We start from the raw sequence: 22,978 nt of genomic DNA on the forward strand, positions 1-22,978 counted from the left end.
CGACTGGCCACCTCAGATGATCCCGAACAGGATCCCCGCCCCCAGAACCACCAGCGACGTGAGCGCGGCCCACTTCACCACGAAGCGCGTATGGTCGCCGAACTCGACCTTCGCCATGCCTACCAGCACGTACACGGCCGGGACCAGCGGGCTGGACATGTGCAGCGGCTGGCCGACGAGCGAGGCGCGGGCCATCTCCAGCGGGCTGACCCCGTGCGCGGCGCCCGCCTCGGCGAGGACCGGCAGGACACCGAAGTAGAAGCCGTCGTTGGACATGAAGTAGGTGAGCGGGAGGCTCAGCAGACCGGCGACGATGCCCATGTGCGGGCCCATGCCGCTGGGGATGATGTCGACCAGCCAGTTCGCCATGGAGTCGACCATGCCGGTGCCCTGGAGCACACCGGTGAAGACGGCGGCGGCGAAGACCATGCCGGAGACGTTCAGGACGTTGTCGGCGTGGGCGGCGAGACGGGCCTTCTGCTCCGGGATGCGCGGGAAGTTCACGGTGAGCGCGAGCGCGGCGCCGAGCAGGAACAGCACCGGGATCGGCAGCACCTCCATGATCATGGCGGTGAGCAGGGTCAGCGTGAGCAGCACGTTGAACCACAGCAGCTTGGGGCGCAGGGTGGGCCGGTCGGGGTCCAGGCCCTGGAAGTCGTCGTCCTCATCGGCGTCCCCGGTGGCCTCCGCGTCCGTGCCGGAGCCCGATCCCCCGGTCGCCCCGGTCGCCGCCGCGCCGCCCTTCTCGAAGCTGACCCGGCCGGTGCCGGAGCCCGTGCCGACCAGCACCGTCTCCTTGTCCTCGACCGGGTCCTGGAGCACCTCGTCCAGCGTCAGCACCCCGAGCCGCTTGCGCTCGCGCAGCCCGAGGACGTACGAGAGGACGAACACGAAGAGCAGGCCGACGGCGAGCGCCGGGATCATCGGGACGAAGATGTCGCTGGCGTCGAGCTTGAGCGCGGTCGCGGCGCGGGCCGTCGGGCCGCCCCACGGCAGGGTGTTCATCACGCCGTTGGCGGTGGCGGCGACACCGGTCATCACGACCAGGCTCATCTTGAGCCGCTTGTACAGCGGGTACATGGCCGAGACGGTGATCATGAAGGTGGTCGAGCCGTCGCCGTCCAGCGACACGATCGCGGCGAGCAGGGCCGTGCCGACGACGATCCGCATCGGGTCGGCCTTGCAGAACTTCAGGATGGCCTTGACGACGGGATCGAACAGCCCGACGTCGATCATCAGTCCGAAGTAGACGATCGCGAACATCAGCATCGCCGCGGTGGGGGCGAGGCTGGAGACACCGTCGATGACGTAGTCGCCCAACTGGGCGCCCTTGCCGACGAACACACAGAAGAGTGCGGGGATCAGCACGAGCGCCGCGATCGGCGACATCTTCTTCATCATGATCAGGACCAGGAAGGTCGCGATCATGGCGAAGCCGAGGATGGTCAGCATGTTTGTGGATACCTAACGTTCGCCCTTGAACTCCCACCAGGGCCGGCGGTGCGACGACGTTAGGTCCGGTCAAAGAGTGTTAACAAGACGTTGACACGCGAGCAATAAGCGCAAAACTCCAGGTCACAGCTTTGCTCAGGTCAGTCACAGGGATCCAGTGCCCGTCCCAGATAGGCGCGCAGCATCTTCCGCATCTCCTCGATGATCGCCGCGTCCCCCCGCGGATCGACCCGGAAGGCCAGGTGGACCAGGGTGTCGGCGGTCTCCACCGCGACCAGGAAGGTGCGCCGCAGGGCGTCGTCGTCGGGGTGGCGGCCGAGATGGCCGGCGAGAAGACCGGCGAGACGGTCGGCGACCCGGTGGTTGGGTTCGTCGTGGCGGGAGCCGACCGGGATCTGATTGCCGAAGTCGACGAGGGAGAAGCCGGGCGCGGTGCGCTTCATGGCGAGGTACTCGTCGAGTACGGCGTCCAGGGCCGCGCGCCAGCCGTCGCCGCCCGGGGCGTCATCGACCGCACCGTCCAGGGCGTCGAGCCGCGCCCGGACCCGCTCGGTGTACCGCTCCAGATTGCGCCCGGCGAGGGCGTCGGCCATCGCCCGCTTGTTGCCGAAGAAGCGGTAGACCGACCCGATGGGGACACCGGCGCGCTGGGCGACGGCCCGGGTGCTCAGGGCGTCGTAGCCGACCTCGTCGAGGAGGTCGGCGCACGCGTCGAGGATCCGGGTCAGCCGCTCGGCGCTGCGCCGCTGCACGGGGGCGCGGCGGAGCGGGGTCGTCGCATGGGGCACGGGCATCATGATGCCTTTCCGCCGGGCCGGGGTGAAGCGGGCCTCCGGCACGGGGGGGGCGGCCGGACGCTAACCGGCGGCCGGGACCGGCACCACGGCCGAGGCGGACGGACCGGATGGGGACAGACCGGATGCGGACGGACCGGATCCGGACGGCCCCGAAGCCCCGGCCGAGGCCCCGGCCGACACAGAGACCGACGCCGACCGACCCGACGCCGACGGACCCGGCGCCGACAGCGCCGACGCCCCCGGACCGGGCTCGGACACCGTGATGTCCGCCGTGGACTCCACGGGCTCACCGTCGGCCGCCCACACCGTGCCGTCGTCCGCGTAGAGCCGGACGGTGACCTGGTGGGTGCCGCGCCCCATGAGGTCGGCGGCGAGGCGGTGCGAGGGGGTGTGCAGGTCGACGACCGGGCGGCCGTCGATGAACAGCCGGGCCACGCCCCGGCCGGCCACGGCCTGGGCCCGGGTCCCGAACGGCGAGAAGGTGAAGTGCTCGACGGTCAGCCGGACCTCCCAGCCCTCGCCGTCACCGACCGGCTGCACCTCGATGTCGACCTCGGGGGCGTCGCTCTCGTCGATCTCGCGGTAGTGCCGCCCGTCGGAGTCGGTGTCGTCGAGCACCTCGCCCACCGGGTACGGCTGGTCCGCGGCGCGCTCCTGGCCGCCGTCCGAGTCACAGCCCGCGGATCCGGTCAGCAGCAGGACACAGACCGCGAGCACGGTGAGTGTCCCCCGTGTCCACGTCATACGGGCGAGCGTAGAACACCGGTACGACGCCCTGAATCCGCCTCAAGGCTGGTTCCACCGTCCGGCCGTAGTCCCTACAGACGAGTCCCCGGGTACACCCTTGCGCCCCCTCCCCCTCAATCCTATGGTGGACCATAGGAATCAGAGGGCATCAGGGTCGCGGAATCAGGGATCGCAAGGAGCGGAACATGAGTGCGGACGCGCGCAAGACGGCCGAATCGCTGGTCTATCTCTCCGGGTTCGGCAACGAGCACGGTTCGGAGGCGGTCCCGGGCGCGCTGCCCATCGGCCGCAACTCGCCCCAGCGGGCCCCGCTCGGGCTGTACGCGGAGCAGCTCAGCGGCACCGCGTTCACCGAGCCCCGGGCGCACAACCGCCGCTCCTGGCTGTACCGCATCCGCCCCTCGGCCGCGCACCCGGCGTTCACCCGCACCCGCAACGGAGAGATCCGCACGGCCCCGTTCACCCGGACCGCGCCCGACCCCAACCGGCTGCGCTGGAACCCGCTGCCCGAGCCGGAGCCGGGGACGGACTTCGTGGCCGGGCTGTGGACCCTCGGCGGCAACGGCGATGTCACCCAGCGCACGGGCATGGCCGTGCACCTCTACCACGCCACCGCCTCCATGGAGCGGGTGTTCAGCGACGCGGACGGCGAACTGCTGATCGTGCCGGAGCACGGCGGGCTGCTTGTGCGCACCGAGTTCGGGCTGCTGCGCGCCGAGCCCGGCCACATCGCCCTGATCCCGCGCGGGGTCCGCTTCCGCGTCGAACTGCTGGACGCCTGTGCGCGCGGCTATGTCTGCGAGAACTACGGCGCCCCGTTCGTCCTCCCCGACCTCGGCCCGATCGGCGCCAACGGTCTGGCGAACGCCCGTGACTTCCAGGCCCCGGTGGCCGCGTACGAGGACATCGAGGGCCCGGTGGAGGTGGTGAACAAGTTCTGCGGCAACCTGTGGACCGCGACCTACGGCCACTCCCCGCTGGACGCCGTCGCCTGGCACGGCAACCTGGTGCCGTACGTCTACGACCTGCGCCGCTTCAATGTCATCGGCTCGATCTCGTACGACCACCCGGACCCGTCGATCTTCACGGTGCTGACGTCCCCGTCCGACACCCCGGGTCTGGCCGGTGTCGACTTCGTCGTCTTCGCGCCGCGCTGGCTGGTGGGCGAGAACACCTTCCGGCCGCCGTACTTCCACCGCAATGTGATGAGCGAGTACATGGGCCTGATCGAGGGCGCGTACGACGCGAAAGCCGAGGGCTTCGTGCCGGGCGGCGGCTCGCTGCACAACATGATGTCGGCGCACGGGCCGGACCGGGAGACGTTCGACCGGGCGAGCGCGGCCGAGCTGAGGCCGCAGAAGATCGACGACGGGCTCGCCTTCATGTTCGAGACCCGCTGGCCGGTGACGCTCGCCCCGCAGGCGGCGGACGCCGGCCATCTCCAGCAGGGCTACGACGATGTCTGGCAGGGCCTCGAACGGCATTTCCGCACGCCGTGAGCGCCCCCGCCCCCCGCCGGGTACGGCTCACCCGGTTGCACGGACACATTCCCTGCCGGTACGGATGGCCCCGTGACCTCCTTCGCTCCTGACTCGATCGTCCTCAACCGCAAGCTGCCGCTGTGGTACCAGGTGTCGCAGTCGCTGCGCGCCTCGATACTCGGCCGATCCGCGCGGGACTCGCTGCGGCTGCCCACCGAGGAGCGGTTGGCGGACCACTACGGGGTCAGTGTGCTGACCATGCGGCAGGCGCTGAAGGAGCTGGAGGACGAGGGGCTGATCACCCGGCACCGGCGCCGGGGCACCTTCATCGAGCCGGACGCGACCCGCGGCGCCCCGGTGCTGCTGCTGGGCTCGGTGGACACCATCGTGGCCCAGCAGTCCGGCATGACCGCCGAGCTGCTGGAGCAGGGGCGGGTGCCGGTGCCCGCCGAGTACGCCGAGCACTTCCCCGATCTGGGGGAGGTGATGACGTACCACCGGCTGCGCAGCGACGCGAAGACGGGCGAGCCCACCAACCACGCCCGCAACTACGTCCGCCCCGAACTCGCCGACCGCATCGACCCGCGGGACCTGGCCCGCTGGCCGATGACCAAGGTGCTGCGGGACATCGTCGGCGCCGACATCAGCCGGATCACCGACACCGTCCAGGCCCGTCTCGCCGACCCCGAGACCGCGCGTCTCCTGCGGGTCCCGCTGCTCAGCCCGATCCTCCACTACACCGGCATCGCCTACGACACCGCCGGCCAGGTCCTGGACGTGGCCGTCATCCACTACCGGGGCGACCGTTTCTCCTTCACGGTGACCGTGGACGCCACGTAGGCCCTTCCGGGGATCATCGGCTGGGCCCCGGACTTGCCGCCGCATCCCCCCCGTCCGCCCGGAGGCGGTGCCTCCACGCGGGCCGGGCGGGAGTGCGCGCACGGCGCCGCACGGCGAGGGGCGGGCGACAACGCGCCTACGGGACCCGGCTCCCGGCTCCCCCGCGCCCGGGCCGGCCGAGCGGTGCCCGCCCCGCGGCCCACCCCGTGGACGGGCCGATCCGGACGACGATCCCTCGCCCCCGCCCCACCGCCCCGTCGTACGATGCCGGGCGTGACGCTCGACGACGCTCCGCCGCTGGCGGACCTCATGCCGTGGTCCGTCGCACCTCCGCGGCTCGGCCGGGGCTGGCCGGCGGGTCCTGATCCGGCGTCCTTGAAGGCCCGTTGGGACCGCTTGATGAAGACCGCGGGGGACGAGCGCGCGGCCCTGTTCGAGCCGACGCGGGCCCGGACGCCGTACTCGGCGGTGGGCGGACTGCCCGGCCGGTCCGGCGGTACCGAGCGGCTGGCGCGGGCCGAGGGTCCCTGTCCCGAGCCGGTGCGGGCGCTGGTGGCGCCGTTCGACGAGCAGTGGCTGATCCCCGATCACCGGCTGATCGACGCGGCCCGGCCCGAGCTGTGGCGGGTGGCGGACGAGCGGCAGGTCTTCGTGACGGAGACGCCCGGCGGCACCGGCCCGCCGCTGCTGGCGACCTCGCTGCTGCCGCTGCTGCGGCCCGGCCGCATCCGCCCGCTGTACCGCCGCCCCGGCGGCACCGAACCCAATCTGGCGCCCGGTCTGCTGGAGCACCTGGGCGCCCGGCTCGGCGGGCTGCCGGAGCCGGTGGATGTGCTGGCCTGGATCCTGAGCGCGGTCCGCGCCGATCTCTCCGTGCCGCTCACCGCGGACCCCGGGCTCTGGGCGCGGGGCGTGGCGTCGGGCCGCCGTGCCCTGTGGCTGATGCGCCGCGACGGCGACCGCCCCAAGCTCCCCGGCGGGCGCCGCCCGTACGTCCGCGCTCCCTTGCCGGACCGCCCGCCCGGCCTCGACTACGACCGCGCGACGGAGACCCTGTGTCTCGGTGAGGGCCGGATCTCCCCGGTGCCGCCGGGCGCCTGGGACTTCGAGGTGGGCGGGGAACGGGTCCTGGAGCGGTGGTTCATCGCCCGGACGGGTGAACCCGAGCCGGGGGTGCTGTCGGCGATCCGCCCGGCGGGCTGGCGGCGGGCGTGGACGTCGGAGCTGCTGGAGCTGATCACGGTCCTCGCCCTGCTCGCGGAGGTCCCGCCGCTGCCGGAGGAGTTCCCGGACCCGGTCACGGCCGCCGACCTGCGCGCGGCCGGCGTGCTCCCGGTCCCGCCGTCGTCCCGCCGCCCGGCGTCGGTGCTGGACCCGCACGAGGAGGGCCCGGAGGGCCAGCTCGCCCTGCTCTGACGGGATGCCGGGCTGACTGCGCACGGTGGCCGAGTGGAATCCGATCAGCGCGCTGGCCACGGCCCCGCGGGATCTGTTCGGCGATGCGCCGGTACCGGCGGACGCCGCCTGGCCGGTGGCCCACCCGGTGACCGGGTCGCTGCTGTGGTGCGCGCTGCTGCCGGCGGTGTCCGTCCCGCTCGCCGTCCGCCGGTACGCGCGCGGGCAGGGGTGAGGCGTCAGGGCGGGCGGCGCCCGTCGGGTGAAGGGGGAGGGGGAACGGGAGGAATGCGCAGGGGCCGGGGTACGCGACTGACGCCGCCCGTGGGGAGTCGGGGGCGTCAGTTCAAGCGCTGGGGGTCGTGGGCGGTCGGGGAGCGGGGGTCGTCGGGCTTGCTCAGCGTCCGCCGAACAGGGAGCGGCGGAGTCGGCGGAGCGGTGCGAAGAGCGAGACGCGGCGTACCTTGGCGCCCTGGGCGCTGGGGTCGTGCGCGGTGTCACGCGCGGTCAGCTCACGCATCAGCGAGGTGGCCTCGGCCGTCTCCCGCTGTGGCACGGGGGGACCCGCCAGCACCGACAGGTGACGGTCGAGGCGCGAACTGGTCGCGCTGCTCCCGCAGCTGATCGCAGGGACCCTTGCCCTGCTGTGCGCTGTTATCTGATCCATGTCACTCCCCACCCGTACGAGTCCACCCGGCCCGGGCAGGCTAACCCTATCGCCCCCTTGGGGCACCCGTGTATCGAGGTCACAGGATTCACCTTTCCCGTAAGGGGGTTGACGCACACCCGGCGACTACTCTCCGAATCCAACCGATTTCAGGGCGAGTTGGACAACATGCTGGCCGGTGGGCTGTGACGAGCCGCCATCTCGCCCGACAGTTACGGCGAGTGACGTCACAGAGGGGTCGAGACCGGACGCGGCCAAGGGCGTGTCGGCGGCGAAGAGCCCCGGGGAGCGTGGTTGCGCGTGGGGGCGCATGAGCCGCGGTGGGTGCACGTGTCCGCTCGGGAGGGCGTCGTATCCGCTCAAGGTCACCACCGCGCGCCCCTCCGGGTGGAGGCGATCACTCCGATTCCGCGGCCCCGGGCGTCCGGGGCGGTCAGAAACGTGGGCGATCTCACGCGCCCGGGCCCGCTCGGCATCCAGCCGGTCCTGGGGGGAGCGGCGGTGACGGAGTGTGCGCGGGGGCGGGCTCCCGCGCGGTGGTGCGTACGGCGGTCAGGACCCGGGCGCGCAGGGCCTCGGGCGGGGGGCCGTGGGCGTCCAGGTGAGCCGGACGGTGCCCTCGGGCCGGGCCCGTACGGGGGGGTGCGGGGGGTGCGGGGTGATCCGGGACCTCGGTGGGGTGGCCTGGCTGGGCCGCGTAGCCGGTGACGGGGCCGGCGCGGTGGGCGGATTCACGGGTGTCGCGGCGGTTCTTGGGGCCGGAACGGTGTTCAGGGGTCGGATCGGTGTTCAGGGGGGCCGCATCCGGATGGGGCTGAGCTACTTTGGGGAGAAATCTGGCGTGGTGCGTCGGGCGGGGCGAAGGGGGGTGCGCCGGTGTCCGAACAGCCGGGCAGTGAGCGGGTGATCGCGGGCCGGTACCGGTTGCTGTCGCCGTTGGGCGCGGGCGGTATGGGCACGGTGTGGCGGGCCCGGGACGAGGTGCTGCACCGCGAGGTGGCCGTCAAGGAGGTGCGCGCCCCGGCGGGGCTGCCGGCGCCGGACGTGGAGCGGATGTACGCCCGGCTGGAGCGCGAGGCGTGGGCGGCGGCGCGCATCACGCACCGGAACGTGGTGACGGTGTACGACGTCGCCACCGACGACGGCCGGCCGTGGATCGTGATGGAGCTGGTCCGGGGGCTGTCGCTGGCCGACACGCTGGACGCGGAGGGCCCGATGCCGCCGCCGCGGGCCGCGCTCATCGGCGCGGAGGTGCTGGCCGCGCTGCGGGCCGCGCACGGGGCCGGGGTGCTGCACCGGGATGTGAAGCCCGGCAATGTGCTGCTGGCCAACGACGGCCGGGTGGTGCTGACGGACTTCGGGATCGCGATGGTGGAGGGCAGTTCGGCGCTGACCATGACCGGGGAGGTCGTGGGGTCGCCGGAGTTCCTGGCCCCGGAGCGGGCGCTGGGCCGGACGCCGGGCCCGGAGTCGGATCTGTGGTCGCTGGGCGTGCTGCTGTACGCGGCGGTGGAGGGCGTCTCGCCGTTCCGTCAGGACACGCCGCTGAGCACGCTGCGGGCGATCGTGGACGAGGAGTTGCCGCCGCCGCGCCGGGCGGGTGCGCTGGCCCCGGTCATCGAGGGGCTGTTGCGCAAGGACCCGGCCGGGCGGCTGTCCGCCGAGCGGGCGGAGCGGGAGTTGCGGCTGGTCGGCGCGGGCGGTGCGCCCCGGGCGGACACCGTGTGGTCGGCGTCGACCGCGCCGACGGTCGCGGCCCCGTTCCCGGCCACCCCGCCCCGGCCGATGCCGGTGCCGGCGCCGGTGCCTGTGCCTGGGGTGGACACCACCGCGACCGGCACGACCCCGCCCGGCCGTGACCGCCGGGCGGCGGTGTTCCTGGTCGCCGGGGTCACCGCGCTCGCGCTGGCGATCGGCGGGCTGACGTACGCGCTGGTCGACGGCAATGACGACGGTGGTGGCGGCGACGAAGGGAGTGCGGGCGGGGGGAGTCCGCGGGCCTCGGCGGAGGTGTCGAGCACGCCGTCCCCGGAGGAGCCGTCCGGCGGGGACGTGGCGGGGAGTCCGACCCCGGATGTCGCGGAAAGCGCGTCGAGCGGGTCGAGCGGGTCGAGCGCTCCGCCGCAGTCGGTGACCGTGACGGTGGCGGGGGCGCACACCGCGTACGAAGGCGCCTGTCCGCCGGAGGCCGGGGCCCCGGTGTTCACGGCGACCTTCACGGTGGGGCGGCTGCCCGCCGAGGTGGACTACCGCTGGGTCGCGCGGGACGGGGAGGTCACGGACGAGAGCTGGCGGACGCTGTCGTTCCCGGAGGGCGGGACGCGGACCCGGCAGGAGAGCGTGACGGTGACGGCGTACGACGAGAGCGGGACGTATCACAACGCGCTGGGTGTGGAGGTGCGTGATCCGGTGGACGTGACGTCGAACGTCGTGGAGTTCTCGGTGAGTTGTGTGCCGGAGGTGACGGAGACCCCGACCGGCGGGGCCTCCGCTTCCTCGACAACGACCGACTGACGTACCGGGTCAGGCCGCGTTGTTCAGGACCGGCAGATAGCCGCCGGACTGGCCCGCGGCGGTCGGGTGGTAGGACTCGCCGACGTTGAGCCAGTTGACGCTGTGCAGCCAGGAGCTGCCGGAGCAGATCTCGTGGCCGGTGAAGGTGGAGCGGACGTCACCGAAGGTGAAGCCGTGGTCGGCGGCGCGCTTGGCGATGGTGGTGTTGAGCAGGTCGGAGGCGTCGTTGATGGCCTTGCGCTTGGTCTCCGAGAGGCCGAGGCAGCTCTGGCCCAGCAGATAGAAGCGGGGGTAGCCGAGCACGACGACCTGGGCCGACGGGGCCTTGGAGCGGATGGCGGAGTACACGGAGTCGAGCTTGCCCGGCAGGGTGGCGGTCACGTACGTCCGCGCGGTGTTGATCCGGGAGATGCAGGAGCTGTCGGACTGGAGCACACAGGTCGTCATGATGTCGGCGAAACCGGCGTCGTTGCCGCCGACGCTGATCGAGACCAGACCGGTGGACGCGCTGAGCGGGGTGAGCTGCCCGGCCAGGACTTCATCCGTTCGGGCGCCCGAGCAGGCCGTGAAGTTGAAGGACGAGGGTGAGTTGGCGGCGGCCCACAGCGAGGGGTACGCGTTCGTGCTGCGCTTGCAGTCGCCGCTGGAGCCGATGTAACTGCCCGCGCCGACACCGGAGGAGTAGGAGTCGCCCAGCGCCACATAGCCGGTCGCGGCGGCTTCGGCGCCCTGTGCGGCGCTCGCCCCGGTGAGGGCGGCACCGGCGGCGAGGAGGAACGAGCTGAGGAACACGGCGATCCGGGAACGTCTCATGGAACCTCCCTTTAGCAGGATCTCTGCCGCACCATGCGTACCGACTACGCGCGTTGATTGGAAGTGTTCATGCCAAGACCTTCAGACATCGTCCACAAATTCCGGCAGGTCTTCACCGCTTGATTACGTGCACATGTCACGTTTGTTGACAGGTGCTCAACACCCTTGATCTACGCGGGTGGATGACCGAGGCTGTACCGCAGCCCCGGAACGGAACGCGACGTTCCAGGGGTTGTGCCGCGCGAATACGCGCGCATCCCCCACAGTCGCGCGCCCATATCCCGGGCGCGTGCCGCCAACAGGAGGACACCCTCGTAATGGCACACCTGCGTAGCAACAAGGTGCGGCTCGCCGCGATAACCACCCTGGCGACCGCCGCCCTCGTCGGCGGGCTCACCGCGATACCCGCCCAGGCCGCTCCGGCCGAGGGCAAGGTCATCGCGGCCGGCTCCCCCACCGCCGTCAAGGACAGCTACATCGTCACGCTCGACAAGGACGCGGGCTTCAAGGCGTCCTCCAGCACCGGCAAGGGCCTGATCGGCGAGTACGGCGGCAAGGTGGACAAGACGTTCGGCAGCGCGCTGAACGGCTACACCGCGACGCTCTCCGCCGAGGAGGCCCGCAGACTGGCCGCCGACCCGGCGGTCGCCTCCGTCGAGCAGAACCAGCGCGTCCAGGTCACCGACACCACCCAGACCAGCGCCCCGTGGGGCCTGGACCGCGTGGACCAGACCTCGCTCCCGCTCTCCGGCACCTACACCTACCCGGACACCGCGGGCAGCGGCGTGACCGTATACGTCGTGGACACCGGTGTGCGGATCACCCACCAGCAGATCAGTGGCCGTGCGACCTACGGCTACGACGCCATCGACGGCGACACCATCGCCGCCGACGGCAACGGCCACGGCACCCATGTGGCCACCACGATCGCGGGCTCCACCTACGGCGTCGCCAAGAAGGCGAAGATCGTCGCGGTGCGGGTGCTGGACAACAGCGGCTCCGGCACCACCGCCGGGGTCATCGCGGGCGTCGACTGGGTGACCCAGAACCACTCCGGCCCCTCGGTCGCCAACCTCTCGCTGGGCGGCGGCGCCTCCACCACGCTGGACACGGCGGTGCGCAACTCCATCGCCTCCGGCGTCACCTACGCGGTCGCGGCGGGCAACAACAACCTCAACGCGTCCTCGTACTCCCCCGCCCGGGTCGCCGAGGCGATCACGGTCGGCGCCACCACCAGCACGGACGCCCGCGCCAGCTACTCCAACTACGGCACGGTGCTGGACATCTTCGCCCCCGGCTCCTCCATCACCGCCGGCTGGCACACCAGCGACACCGCGACCAGCACCATCTCCGGTACGTCGATGGCGACCCCGCACGTGGCGGGCGCGGCGGCGATCTACCTCGCGAACCACACCACGTCGACGCCCGCCCAGGTGGCCACGGCGCTGGTGAACGGGTCGACCCCGAACAAGGTCGTCGGTCCCGGCACCGGTTCCCCGAACCGTCTGCTGAAGATCGTCCCGTGACCTGTGTGATCCGGGTGACCTGTGTGATCCGGGTGATCCGGGTGATCTGAGCGATCTGAGCGATCTGAGTGACCTCGGGGCGGCGGCTTCCGCACCGCCCGTGACACCCGCACCACAAGTACGACCGGCACCACCCGTGTGACACCGGAGCGCGCCCGGTGTGACCGGCGGGTTCCCCGGGCGCCCCCACGCGCTCCGGGGGACCCGCTGCACGCGTTGCGCGCGACCGGCGTCCGTACCCCGTCCGTCCCCCGGCGCACCGAAGCACGGCTCGCGCACCCCGCCGGGGCGCGCTTCCGCCGTGTGGGTGACCGGCTTTCGCGTCTTGACGGGTGCTCGCGGGCTGCGCGACATTGAAGCCCGGCATCCGGCGCTTCGGGGGGCAAAGTCGCCAATGCAGCGCTTACACACAGAGACAACCGCAACAACGGCACCGCGGGACACCGAGCGGGCGCGGCCGGGACCGGGGAGGGACCTGTCACCGCTGCTCGCGGGCGCCGCGACGGCCGTCGGGGGGATCGGCGCGGTGCTGGCGCTGACCGGGTCGGACTGGCCGCTGCGCGGGCCGTTCACCCTGTTCTTCCTGTTCGCCGCGCCGGCCGCGGCCCTGGCCGCCGCGCTGTCCGGACTGGACCCGTTCGGCCGGCTGATCGCCTCGGTGGCGGGCGCGATCGTCGTGAACATGCTGGTGGCGCAGGGGATGCTGGCGCTGCACCGCTGGTCGGTGACCGTCGGGATCGCGGCCGTCGGCGCGTTCAGCGCGGTGACCCTGCTGCTGGTGCTGCTCCGCCGCCGCAGCCGCCCGGAGCCCCGCCGTTCGGCGAACAGACAGGACGCGTGACGTGGACATCAGTGTGTACCGCCCCGGCGAGCTGACCGGCGCCGACCGGGCGGCCTGGACGGGTTTCCAGGCCCAGGCCCATCTCCACGGGACACCGGAACTGGCCAATCCGTTTCTCGCCCCGGAGTTCGCGCTCGCGATCGGCCGGTGCAGACGCGGGGTGCGGATCGCGGTGGTCCGGGAGGGCGGCGCACCCGCCGCGTACTTTCCGTTCCAGCGCACGGCGGCGGGCGTCGGCCGGGCGATCGGGCTCGGGGTGTCCGACGCACAGGGCGTGGTGCACCGGCCGGGGTTCAGCTGGGACGCCGCCGAACTGCTGCGGGGCTGCGGGCTGGCCGTGTTCGAGTACGACCATCTGGTGACGGGCCAGCGGCCGTTCGAGGCGCAGGTCTCCGGCACCTTCCCGTCCCCGGTCATGGACATCGACCGCGGATACGACGCCTATCTGGCACAACTGCGCACGCACGCGCCGAAGTTCACCCGCTCCACCCTGGCCAAGGAACGCAAGCTGGGGCGGGACGCGGCGGGGACCCGGTACGTCCATGACGAGCGCGATCCGGCCGTGCTGCGCACGCTGATGGACTGGAAGTCGGCGCAGTACCGCAGGACCGGCCGCGGCGACCGGTTCGCGCACGACTGGATCACCCTGCTGGTGGAGCGGCTCTTCCACACCCGTTCGGCGCCGTTCGCCGGACTGCTGTCGGTGCTGTACGCCGGGGACCGGCCGGTCGCCGCGCACTTCGGGCTGCGCAGCGAGCGGGTGCTGGCCTGCTGGTTCCCCGCGTACGACCCGGCGTTCGCGAAGTACTCGCCCGGTCTGGTGCTGCATCTGCGGATGGCCGAGGCGGCGGCGGCCGACGGGATCGCCTATCTGGACCTCGGGCGCGGCCAGAAGGAATACAAGGACTCCCTGAAGACCCGGGAAATCCAGGTGTCCGAGGGGTGGGTGACCCGACGTCACCCGGTGGCGGTCGGGCATCGGGCCCGGCGGGCGCCGGTACGGGCGCTGCGCAACGCGGTGGTGACCCGGCCGGAGCTGTTCGAACCCGCCGATCGGCTGCTGAAGCGGATAGGAAAGATTCGGTCAAAGTAACAAAAAGTGAGACCTCGGTGTAGGTCTTGCTATAAATGGTCAACCGTCAATACCGTCATACAAATCACCCGCACCGGATCATCGTCCAAGGGCTCCAGGGGAGGGCTCAGGGCCCTGGGGGATACCGGCGCGGGAGCGCGGCAGGGGGGTGCCGTGCCCGGAAGCCGTAGGCCGACGGGCCGAGCCGCGCGACCGGCTGCCGTGCTGCGGCATCCGGCGCACTGCCAGCTCACCTCGCACACACAGAGCGTCAGCTCCGGTGTGCCGTAGGTGAGATACCCCCCTTTCGAACCGGACACAGAGCCGGGCCGCCCAGGGGCGGGCGGTCCACCGGACGAGAGGGACCGGACTCATGAGTTCTGTACTGCACCCGGTGAGCACGGGTGACGATCCGTCCATGGAAACGGCCAAGAAACCGGCGACCGCCGGCGCCTACCGGCCGATCTCCTCCCACCTGGCGATCACGGCACCGGTGAGCGTGGTGATCCCCGCCATGAACGAGGCCGAGAACCTGCCGTACGTGTTCAGGACGCTGCCCGACTGGATCCATGAGGTGGTCCTGGTCGACGGCAATTCCACCGACGACACCGTGGGCGTGGCGCGCGCGCTGTGGCCGGGCGTCCGGGTGGTGGAACAGCGCGGGAAGGGCAAGGGGGACGCGCTGATCACCGGGTTCGAGGCGTGCACCGGCGACATCATCGTGATGGTCGACGCGGACGGCTCGGCCGACGGCGGCGAGATCGTCTCGTATGTCTCGGCGCTGGTCTCGGGCGCCGACTTCGCCAAGGGGTCGCGGTTCGCGAACGGCGGCGGCACCGACGACATGACCTTCATCCGCAGGCTGGGCAACCGCGTGCTGTGCGCGGTCGTCAACGGGAAGTTCGGCGCCCGCTACACCGATCTCTGCTACGGATACAACGCGTTCTGGCGGCACTGCCTCGACGAGATCGACCTCGACTGCACCGGCTTCGAGGTGGAGACCCTGATGAACATCCGGGTCGTCAAGGCGGGTCTGAAGGTGCAGGAGATACCGAGCCACGAGTATCTGCGCATCCACGGCACCAGCAATCTGCGGGCCGTCCGCGACGGGCTGCGGGTGCTGAGGGTGATCCTCGCGGAGCGTTCCAACCGGCGGGCGCTGCGGCGCCGCCCGGCCCGCTCCCCGATGCTCGACACGGTCCGGGGAGAGGTGTCTTGAGCGGTCCCGGCGTCTCCGTCGTGATCTGCGTGTACACCGAGGACCGCTGGGACGACATCCTCGCGGCGGTCGTCTCGGTGCGGGCGCAGTCCCGCCCGGTCCTGGAGACCCTGCTGGTCGTGGACCACAATCCGGCGCTCCTGGACCGGCTGGGCGGGGAGTACCAGGAGACCGGGGGCGTGCGGGTGCTCGCCAACGCGGGCCCGCGCGGGCTGTCGGCGGGCCGCAACACCGGGATCGCCGCCGCGCGCGGCGAGATCATCGCCTTCCTCGACGACGACGCGGTGGCCGAGCGGGACTGGCTGCTGCGGCTCGCCGGGCACTACGCCGACCCGCGCGTGATGGCGGTCGGCGGGCGCACCGAGCCGGTCTGGGCGTCGGGGCGACGGCCGGTCTGGTTCCCTCGGGAGTTCGACTGGGTGGTGGGCTGTACGTACACCGGGCAGCCGCGCGGGATCGCCCGGGTGCGCAATGTCCTCGGCGGCAACGCCTCCTTCCGCCGTACGGCGTTCGACGCGGCGGGCGGCTTCGCCACCGGTATCGGCCGCGACGGCGACAAACGCCCGCTGGGCTGCGAGGAGACGGAACTGTGCATCCGGCTGGCCCGCGCCCTGCCGGACGCCGTGCTGCTGCTGGACGACCGGGCGGTGATCCACCACCGGGTGCCGGGCCAGCGTGAGCGGTTCGCCTACTTCCGCACCCGCGCCTACGCCGAGGGCCTGTCCAAGGCCCTGGTGTCCCGCAGCGTCGGCGCGGCCAAGGGACTGGAGTCCGAACGCCGGTACGCCACCCGGGTGCTGCCCGCCGGAGTCGCCCGCGGCCTGCGCGACGCGGTCCTCGCCCGGCCGGGCGGCGCGGGACGCGCGGGCGCGATCGTCGCCGGAGTGGTGACGGCGGCCGGTGGGTACGTCGTCGGAAGCGTCCGGGCACGCCGCGAGGGCACGACGTTCGAGGCGGAACGAATCGGGACGGGGCGGGTCGAGGGGGGCGGTCGTGGCTGAGGTGCGGGGGGAAGGGGCTTTGGCCGGCGCGTCGGGGGAAGGGGCTGCGGCTTGCGCGCCGGGGGAAGCGGTCACGCCTGACGCGTTGGGGAGGCGATCGTGCCTGACGCGCCGAGGGTGGCGACCACGGCCGACAGGTCAGGGGAAGCCACCACGGCCGACAGGTCAGGGGAAGCCGCCACGGCCGACACTTCGACAGGGGGTCGCCATGGCTGACGTGTCAAGGGGAGCGGCCACGACCGAGGCGCCGGGGGAAACGGCCACACCTGAGGCGCTGGCAGGGGCCGCCATGGCTGACCCGTCCAGGGAAACGGCCATGACCGACACGCCCAGAAAAGCCGTCACGCCTGACACGCCGACAGGGGCCACCGTGACTGACCCGTCAAGGGAAGCGGGCACGGCCGACGCGCCGCCGGAAACGGTCACGCCCGGTCCGTCCGCAGGGGGTCGCCATGGCTGACGCGCGAGTGCCGATCCTCATGTATCACTCGGTCGCCGTCGATCCGAACCGTGCCACCCGGGCGCTGTCCGTGTCGCCGGAGGCGTTCGCCGAGCAGATGGGGCTGGTGGACGGGCTCGGGATGACCCCGCTGACCACCGCCGACCTGTGCGGACGGTGGCGCCGGGGGCGCCCGCTGCCGCCGCGCCCGGTGCTGATCACCTTCGACGACGGGTACGAGGGCGTGCACCGGCACGCCCTGCCCGTCCTCGCCCGGCACGGCTTCACCGCCACCCTGTTCGTCTCCACCGGCTGGCTGCGCGGCGCGTACGACACCGGGGGCGCCCTGGACACCATGCTCGACTGGGACCAGGTGCGCGAGCTGGCCGCCGCCGGGGTGGAGATCGGCGGGCACAGCCACAGCCATCCGCAGCTCGACCAGGTCGACGACGACACCCTGCACACCGAGCTGAGGGGCTGCCGGGAGATCGTCGCCGGTGAACTCGGCACCCCGCCCGCGTCGTTCGCCTACCCCTACGGCCACTCCGACCGCCGGGTGCGCGAGGAGGTGCGCGCCACCGGGTACGCCCAGGCGCTCGCCGTCGGCAACGCGCTCGCCGCCCGGCGGCAGGGGCCGTACGCGCTGCACCGGGTGACCGTGCGGCGCGGGACGGACGCCGCCGAGTTCGAACGGCTGCTCAAGGGCCGTGCCATCGCCCGCACCTTCGCCCGGGACCGCGCCCTGACCAAGGGGTACGCCGTGGTCCGCAGAGCCCGCCAGGTCCGCCGGAAGGCCACCCGATCCCGTGTCTGACACGACCACCGCCACCGAGACCGACGAGACCGACAACGAGAACCGGCAGGTCGGCGGCGGGGCCGAGGGACCGCGGCGGCTGCGGCGGCTGCGGCTGCGGCTGCCCGGTCTCGGCCGCTCCGGCGGCACCCCGTTGTTGCGCAACGCCTACGCCCTGATGCTCAACACCGGGATCTCCGCGGTGCTCGGCCTGGCGTTCTGGCTCGCCGCGGCCCGCTACTACGACGAGTCCTCGGTCGGGCAGAGTTCCGCCGCCATCGCCGCGATGAAGCTCCTGGCCGGGCTCACCGCGGTGACCCTCACGGGGGCGCTGGCCCGGTTCATCCCGATCGCCGGGCGCGGCACCGGACGGCTCATCTTCCGTACCTACGCGGGCAGTTCGCTGGTCGTGGCGGTGGCGGCCGGGCTGTTCCTGCTGACGCTGGACTTCTGGGGAGAGTCGTACCGCTTTCTGAACGGGCCGCTGCCCGCGCTCGGTTTCGTGCTCGCCGTCGTCGCCTGGAATCTGCTCACCCTCCAGGACGGGGTGCTGACCGGGCTGCGCAGCGCGACCTGGGTTCCGGTCGGCAACACCCTGTTCTCGGCGGTCAAGCTGGGGCTGCTGGTGGTGTTCGCGGTGGCGATCCCGACCGCCGGGGTGTTCGTGTCCTGGGTCGCGGCGATCGCGGTGAGCGTGCTCCCGCTGGGCTGGCTGGTGTTCCGGCGGCTGGTGCCCCGGCATGTGCGGGCGACCGAGGGGCGGACCACGGCGCCGACGGTCAAGGAGGTCGGCCGGTTCCTCGCCGGGGACTACACCGGCTCGCTGTTCTCGCTGGCCGCGGTCTATCTGGTGCCGGTGATCGTGGCCTCGCAGGTCGGTTCCGTGGACAACGCGTACTTCTACATCGCCGTCACCATCGGCGGCACTGTCAATCTGCTCGCCATCAACATGGGCGCCTCGCTCACCGTGGAGGGCTCGCACGATCCGGCGCGGCTCGCCGCCAACACCCGGGCCGCGCTGAAGCGGATGGCCAGGATCATGCTGCCGGTCGCCGCCGTGCTGTTCGCCGGGGCGCCCTGGATCCTCGGGGTGTTCGGCCCGGGCTACGCGGACGCGGCGACACCGCTGCTGCGCTGGTTCGCGGTGGGCGCGGTGCTGCGGGTGGTGATGGAGACGTACTTCGCGGTGCTGCGGGCGCAGAGCCGCACCGCCGGACTGGCCTGGCTCCAGGGCCTGCTGTGCGCGCTGGTGCTGGGGCTGACGCTGGTGCTGCTGCCCCGGATGGGCCTGACCGGTGCCGGGGTCGCCGAGATCATCAGCCTCGCGGTGATCGTCGCCGTCGCCGCGCCCCGGCTGTACCGCACGGTCCGGGCGGCGCCCGCCGCCGACGCCCCCGAGGATGCCGTGCCGGACGGTGACCTCGCCGATCCGGGGACGCGCGGGGCGGCCGTACCGGCGCGGACGCGTCGGCGGGGGCCGGCCTGGGCGCGGGACGCCGACACCCTGGCGCTGGGCATCCCGGCCGACTTCGACCATGTGGAGCGGCGGCCGGATGTGCGGCCGGGTCCGGGTACGCCGCCTGCGGGGGTGCCGGTGATCCGGGCGGCACCAGCGATCCCGGTGGTCCCGGTGGTACGGACGCCGTCGTGGGCGCTGCCGCCGGGGAGGGGCGGGTCGGACAGGGCCAGTGAGACGGGCGGGGCGGCGGATGGCCGGGAGGTGGACGCGCCGTTCGCGAAGGACGACCCGTTCGGAGCGCCGGGGCGCCTCGCGGCGGAACGGCCCGCCACCGCCGTACCCGAGGAGCGCCCGGCCCCCGAACCCGTACCGGCTCCCGCGCCCCCGCCCCCCGCCCCCCGCGCCTCCTTTCTGCCCACCCGTGTCGGGGTGGTCCTCGGCTGTCTGCTGGGCGCCGCCCTGCTGATGTACTGGGTGCCGGCGGCCCGGCTGGGCGAGAGCGACCTGGACCGCATGGGCGGGCTCGGTCTGATCTCGATCCTGCCGCTGCCCACGCTCGCCGGCGCGGCGCTGCTGGTCGTGGTGTTCGCCTCGCTGCTGTGGCTGAGCCGGGAGCGCCGGGCGCTGCTGCTGGTGACGCTGGTCGCCACCGTCGTCTCGCTGCACGCGCTGCCCGCCGTGATCGAGGTCGAGCCGCGGTTCGCGACGGCCTGGCAGCATCTCGGGTTCCTGGACTACATCGAGCGGACCGGGACGGCGGCGCCCGATCTGGACGCGCGCTGGAGCTGGCCCGGCTTCTTCGCGGCGGCGGCGTTCATCGCACAGGCGTGCGGGGTGAACGACTTCACGGAGATCATCCGCTGGTGGCCGCTGACCGTCCAGCTGCTCTATCTGGCCCCGATGTTCCTGCTGACCCGCTCGCTGCGGGCGAGCTGGAGGGCGCGCTGGACCGGTGTCTGGATCTTCGTGCTGAGCGGCTGGGTCGGGCAGGACTACTTCTCGCCGCAGGGCTTCACGTATCTGCTGTATCTGGTGTTCGTGGCGGTGCTGCTGGTGTGGTTCCGGGCCCCGCACGTCATATGGAGCCGGGTGCGGCCCGGCGAGTCCGAGGCGGAACCGGCGAACCGGCGCCAGCGTACGGTGCTGCTGCTGGTGGTGATCGGGCTGTTCGCGGCGAGCGTCCCGGCGCACCAGCTCACCCCGTTCGTGATGCTCGGCGTGCTCGCGGCCCTGGTGCTGACCGGCCGGTCGGAGCTGCGCGGTCTGCCGGTGCTGTTCACGGTGATGGTGGCGGCCTGGATCGGCTTCCTCGCCGAGCCGTACTGGTCGGGGCACTTCGACGAACTCTTCGGCGGGATCGGCGGGATCGGCGGCAATGTCTCCTCGTCCGTCGCGGGCCGGATCGAGGGCGGCAGCTCCACGCACCAACTGGTGCTGTACGCGCGGGTGCTGCTGGCCGGCGGGGTGCTGGCGTTCGCCTGCTGGGGCTGGTGGCGGCGCCGTTTCCACCGCTACCGCGAACGCAGCCTGCTGGTCCTCACCTTCGTCCCCTTCCTCGGCTTCGGTATGCAGTCGTACGGCGGGGAGATGGCGCTGCGGGTCTTCATGTTCGCGCTGCCCGGCGCGGCCCTGCTCGCCGCGCTCGCGTTGTTCCCGCGTACGGGGGCGACGGCCGAGGAACGTGACAGGGAGCGGGTGAGCCTGGCACCGCTGGCGGCGCTGCTGGCCGGGCTGGTGCTGATGGGCGGCTTCCTGGTGGCCCGCTGGGGCAACGAGCCGTTCGAACGGATCCGGCCCGGCGAGGTCGCCGCCATGGAGTACGTGTACGCGCACGACGATCCGACGCTCCGGCTGCTCTGGCTCAGCAACGACACCCTGGACAATGTCACGCCCGCCATGCCGTGGGGGGCGCGGGACATGGAGAAGGTGGAGTACGTGCCCACGCTCGCGCCGCCCGACCCGGTGCTGGTGTCGAGCCTGGTCAAGGCGCTCAAGGACGCGGGTCCCCACTCGTATCTGATGGTCAACCGCAGTCAGGTGACCTATCTGACGATGGACGCGGGCTATCCGGTGTCCTGGGAGGCGCGGCTGATCCAGAACCTGGACAAGCGGCCGGAGCTGACGAAGCCGTATGTGAACCCGGACGTCACGATCTACGCGCTGCGCGATCAGCCGTCCGACCCGGTGCCGCGCGCCGATCCCGGTCCGGCCGGGCCCCGGGTGACGTGGACGCCGTGGTCGGTGGTCGGCGCGCTCGCCGCCGTCGCGCTGATCGTGCTGCTCACCGGCCGTGAGGTGCTGCGGGTGGCGATGCGGCCGAGCGTGCGGCAGCTGCGCCGGCTCCAGAGCGGCTTCTGGTTCGCGGTGCCGCTGCTGGCGGTGTTCTTCGCTTCGCTGGTGCAGCGGTTCTTGACCATGCGGTGAGGGGGTGGGGGTACGGGCCCCCGGGGGGGTGCGGGGCGGGGGCGCGGGGAGGGGGGTGGGGGGGCGCTCAGCGGTCGAGCCAGCGCACCTCGTACGCCGTCAGGTCGACGCGTTCGCCGGCGATCTCGGCGGTGAGCCGGCGGTCCTGGGTGTTGACGACCAGGACGGTGTCGGCGGAGGCGAGGGTCCGGACGTCGGGGGTGGACACGGGGACGTCCTCCTGGCGGGTGCCGGGCGGGAAGGCGGCGGCGAAGCGGGAGAGCAGGTCGTACATGGGCAGGGCACGGCCGCCGTCGGCGGTGTCGGTGGGGGTCCACAGACAGCCGGGGCAGTCGGGGCCCCGTTCGTTCTCCGGGTTCCAGTAGAAGCCGGAGGTGGTGCCGCCACGGGCCAGCGCGATCAGCCCGGCGGCCTGGACGGCGACCCGGTGCGGCTCGGACCAGCCCTCGCGGTCGTCGTTGGAGTCGGCGGGCTCGACGTAGTACTCGGCCCACCACAGCGGCAGGTTCCCGGTCCGTGCGCGCACCCACTCGCTGACCGCCGTGAACTTGTCGGTGGCGGCGAACTCGTCGGGCAGCAGCTCGTCGTCCCGGGTGTAGCTGGCGCCGTCCACGACGACGAAGTCGGCGCCCGCCCGGTGCTCGTTCCAGTGGTCGAAGGCGTCCAGGACCCGCTGGTCCGCCGCGCCCCAAGGCCCCTTCAGGGTGGTGGAGGCCAGTTCCGTCTGGCGCGGGTCGACGCTGTCCATGACGAGATACGGCCCGCCGACCATGATCTCCTCGTCCACCTCCTTGAGCGCCTCGTACACCAGGTTGTAGAGCTGGGTGTAGCCCTCGTAGTCCCAGCGGGCCTCGGCGTCGTTCCAGAAACCCTTGAACTCGTTCCAGACGATGAAGTGCCGTACGTCGGGATAGCGCTGGGCGACGGTCGCGGCGAGGGCGGCGAAGTCGGCGAAGTGCTCGGGCTCCGGGGCGGTCTCCAGGGCGGCCTGGCTCCAGTCGGTGTCGCCGGACGCGCCGCCCTTCATCCAGTCGGGCGCGCAGCACAGGGTGATCACCGGGGTCGCCCCGGTGGCGCGGGCGAAGTCGACCCGGCGGTCCAGCGCGGCGAAGTCGTACCGCCCCTCGACGGGCTCGGGGTTGTCGGCGCCCCAGCCCATGATGTGCTGGTTCTGCGGCAGGCCGGTGCCCGACAGCCGTTCCTCGACCCGGTCCACCGCCGCCGCGCTGCCCTCGTCGGCGCTGAACTGGGTGTGGGTGAAGCCCCAGCCGACGTCCGGTCCCGTCCGCTCCGGGGTGGCGGGCGTGCCGTGCACCTTGTCGCCGTCGGGGGTCGTCCCGGCCGTGGAACCGCCGCCCCCGGGAACGGTGTTGAACAGGGTCAGGGCCAGCGCGATCACGGCGGCGGCCACTCCGAGCAGTGCGGTGAGGCGCCACCGCCGTGCCCCCGAACTCCACGCATGACGTCCCATCGAGGGCAACAGTAACCGTGCGACCAC

Annotated in this window: 17 protein-coding genes and 2 pseudogenes; 12 read left to right on the top strand and 7 right to left on the bottom strand. The window is 72.4% G+C overall.

The genetic code is table 11. The features are described 5' to 3' along the window. Window positions 1-12 precede the first annotated feature (12 nt). The 3 genes from ACFXAZ_RS17960 to ACFXAZ_RS17970 form a co-directional block, all read right to left on the bottom strand. Window positions 13-1,452, bottom strand: a complete 1,440-nt coding sequence (locus tag ACFXAZ_RS17960) for a CitMHS family transporter (protein ID WP_384591520.1) — start codon at window positions 1,450-1,452, stop codon at window positions 13-15. Between the two features lie 140 nt (window positions 1,453-1,592). Then, window positions 1,593-2,249: a TetR family transcriptional regulator gene (locus ACFXAZ_RS17965; protein ID WP_384591522.1), complete on the bottom strand. Its 657-nt coding sequence runs from the start codon at window positions 2,247-2,249 to the stop codon at window positions 1,593-1,595. A gap of 60 nt (window positions 2,250-2,309) precedes the next feature. Beyond that, entirely contained in the window at window positions 2,310-2,993 is a 684-nt protein-coding gene (locus tag ACFXAZ_RS17970; protein ID WP_384591525.1) for a hypothetical protein, read from the bottom strand. 188 nt (window positions 2,994-3,181) lie between these two features. Between ACFXAZ_RS17970 and hmgA the strand changes: the two genes are divergently transcribed. The 4 genes and pseudogenes from hmgA to ACFXAZ_RS17990 form a co-directional block, all read left to right on the top strand. Beyond that, complete coding sequence (gene hmgA, locus ACFXAZ_RS17975) at window positions 3,182-4,495, top strand: homogentisate 1,2-dioxygenase (protein WP_384591528.1); 1,314 nt, start codon at window positions 3,182-3,184, stop codon at window positions 4,493-4,495. Between the two features lie 72 nt (window positions 4,496-4,567). Beyond that, window positions 4,568-5,317 carry a GntR family transcriptional regulator gene (locus ACFXAZ_RS17980; protein WP_384591531.1) on the top strand — a complete coding sequence of 250 codons (750 nt, stop codon included), beginning with the start codon at window positions 4,568-4,570 and terminating at the stop codon, window positions 5,315-5,317. Window positions 5,318-5,581: 264 nt separating this feature from the next. Continuing rightward, a complete protein-coding gene (locus tag ACFXAZ_RS17985; RefSeq protein ID WP_384591534.1) occupies window positions 5,582-6,733 on the top strand; it encodes a type ISP restriction/modification enzyme in 1,152 nt (383 codons plus the stop codon). Next, a pseudogene (locus ACFXAZ_RS17990) lies at window positions 6,729-6,947 on the top strand (ABC transporter permease); the annotation flags it as partial. The gene ACFXAZ_RS17985 and the pseudogene ACFXAZ_RS17990, both read left to right, overlap by 5 nt. Before the next feature lie 162 nt (window positions 6,948-7,109). Here ACFXAZ_RS17990 and ACFXAZ_RS17995 read toward each other — a convergent pair. Both ACFXAZ_RS17995 and ACFXAZ_RS18000 read right to left on the bottom strand, forming a co-directional pair. Further along, window positions 7,110-7,379, bottom strand: a complete 270-nt coding sequence (locus tag ACFXAZ_RS17995; protein ID WP_382691796.1) for a hypothetical protein — start codon at window positions 7,377-7,379, stop codon at window positions 7,110-7,112. Between the two features lie 126 nt (window positions 7,380-7,505). Then, window positions 7,506-7,871: pseudogene (locus tag ACFXAZ_RS18000) on the bottom strand (anti-sigma factor); the annotation flags it as partial. A gap of 384 nt (window positions 7,872-8,255) precedes the next feature. On the opposite strand from ACFXAZ_RS18000, the gene ACFXAZ_RS18005 reads away from it, so the two are divergent. Further along, the gene (locus tag ACFXAZ_RS18005) at window positions 8,256-9,893 is read left to right on the top strand and encodes a protein kinase (RefSeq protein ID WP_384591537.1); all 1,638 of its coding nucleotides are present in this window, start codon (window positions 8,256-8,258) and stop codon (window positions 9,891-9,893) included. A gap of 9 nt (window positions 9,894-9,902) precedes the next feature. Here the strand turns inward: ACFXAZ_RS18005 and ACFXAZ_RS18010 are convergent, their stop codons facing one another. Then, the gene (locus tag ACFXAZ_RS18010; protein ID WP_384591540.1) at window positions 9,903-10,706 is read right to left on the bottom strand and encodes an SGNH/GDSL hydrolase family protein; all 804 of its coding nucleotides are present in this window, start codon (window positions 10,704-10,706) and stop codon (window positions 9,903-9,905) included. 317 nt (window positions 10,707-11,023) lie between these two features. Between ACFXAZ_RS18010 and ACFXAZ_RS18015 the strand changes: the two genes are divergently transcribed. From ACFXAZ_RS18015 to ACFXAZ_RS18045, 7 genes are all read left to right on the top strand, one after another. Beyond that, window positions 11,024-12,232: a S8 family peptidase gene (locus ACFXAZ_RS18015; protein WP_384591543.1), complete on the top strand. Its 1,209-nt coding sequence runs from the start codon at window positions 11,024-11,026 to the stop codon at window positions 12,230-12,232. A 394-nt stretch (window positions 12,233-12,626) separates the two neighbouring features. After that, window positions 12,627-13,073, top strand: coding sequence for a hypothetical protein (locus ACFXAZ_RS18020; protein ID WP_384591546.1), 447 nt, complete (start codon window positions 12,627-12,629; stop codon window positions 13,071-13,073). Between the two features lies 1 nt (window position 13,074). Then, window positions 13,075-14,166, top strand: coding sequence for a GNAT family N-acetyltransferase (locus ACFXAZ_RS18025; protein ID WP_384591549.1), 1,092 nt, complete (start codon window positions 13,075-13,077; stop codon window positions 14,164-14,166). Window positions 14,167-14,518: 352 nt separating this feature from the next. After that, window positions 14,519-15,364 (top strand): glycosyltransferase family 2 protein, encoded by an 846-nt coding sequence (locus ACFXAZ_RS18030; RefSeq protein WP_384591552.1) that lies wholly within the window; start codon window positions 14,519-14,521, stop codon window positions 15,362-15,364. Then, entirely contained in the window at window positions 15,361-16,365 is a 1,005-nt protein-coding gene (locus tag ACFXAZ_RS18035; RefSeq protein WP_384591555.1) for a glycosyltransferase, read from the top strand. Before ACFXAZ_RS18030 ends, ACFXAZ_RS18035 begins: the two co-directional genes overlap by 4 nt. Before the next feature lie 452 nt (window positions 16,366-16,817). Then, window positions 16,818-17,618, top strand: a complete 801-nt coding sequence (locus tag ACFXAZ_RS18040; RefSeq protein WP_384591557.1) for a polysaccharide deacetylase family protein — start codon at window positions 16,818-16,820, stop codon at window positions 17,616-17,618. Beyond that, on the top strand, window positions 17,611-21,480 hold the full coding sequence (locus ACFXAZ_RS18045; protein WP_384591560.1) for a lipopolysaccharide biosynthesis protein: 3,870 nt from the start codon (window positions 17,611-17,613) through the stop codon (window positions 21,478-21,480). The genes ACFXAZ_RS18040 and ACFXAZ_RS18045 overlap by 8 nt, the downstream gene beginning before the upstream one ends. Window positions 21,481-21,547: 67 nt before the next feature. On the opposite strand, the gene ACFXAZ_RS18050 is transcribed toward ACFXAZ_RS18045, so the two are convergent. Beyond that, entirely contained in the window at window positions 21,548-22,951 is a 1,404-nt protein-coding gene (locus ACFXAZ_RS18050; protein ID WP_384591563.1) for a xylan 1,4-beta-xylosidase, read from the bottom strand. Window positions 22,952-22,978 lie beyond the last annotated feature (27 nt).

It is taken from the genome of Streptomyces sp. NPDC059477 (assembly GCF_042749375.1).
Taxonomy (GTDB): Bacteria; Actinomycetota; Actinomycetes; order Streptomycetales; family Streptomycetaceae; genus Streptomyces.

Coding starts and splice junctions, on each gene's coding strand:
- ACFXAZ_RS17965 (WP_384591522.1), bottom strand. CDS start 2,249: ATGATGCCCGTGCCCCATGCGACGACCCCGCTCCGCCGCGCCCCCGTG.
- ACFXAZ_RS18050 (WP_384591563.1), bottom strand. CDS start 22,951: ATGGGACGTCATGCGTGGAGTTCGGGGGCACGGCGGTGGCGCCTCACC.
- hmgA (WP_384591528.1), top strand. CDS start 3,182: ATGAGTGCGGACGCGCGCAAGACGGCCGAATCGCTGGTCTATCTCTCC.
- ACFXAZ_RS17985 (WP_384591534.1), top strand. CDS start 5,582: ATGCCGGGCGTGACGCTCGACGACGCTCCGCCGCTGGCGGACCTCATG.
- ACFXAZ_RS18010 (WP_384591540.1), bottom strand. CDS start 10,706: ATGAGACGTTCCCGGATCGCCGTGTTCCTCAGCTCGTTCCTCCTCGCC.
- ACFXAZ_RS18030 (WP_384591552.1), top strand. CDS start 14,519: ATGAGTTCTGTACTGCACCCGGTGAGCACGGGTGACGATCCGTCCATG.
- ACFXAZ_RS17995 (WP_382691796.1), bottom strand. CDS start 7,379: ATGGATCAGATAACAGCGCACAGCAGGGCAAGGGTCCCTGCGATCAGC.
- ACFXAZ_RS17970 (WP_384591525.1), bottom strand. CDS start 2,993: ATGACGTGGACACGGGGGACACTCACCGTGCTCGCGGTCTGTGTCCTG.
- ACFXAZ_RS18020 (WP_384591546.1), top strand. CDS start 12,627: ATGCAGCGCTTACACACAGAGACAACCGCAACAACGGCACCGCGGGAC.
- ACFXAZ_RS18040 (WP_384591557.1), top strand. CDS start 16,818: ATGGCTGACGCGCGAGTGCCGATCCTCATGTATCACTCGGTCGCCGTC.
- ACFXAZ_RS18015 (WP_384591543.1), top strand. CDS start 11,024: ATGGCACACCTGCGTAGCAACAAGGTGCGGCTCGCCGCGATAACCACC.
- ACFXAZ_RS17960 (WP_384591520.1), bottom strand. CDS start 1,452: ATGCTGACCATCCTCGGCTTCGCCATGATCGCGACCTTCCTGGTCCTG.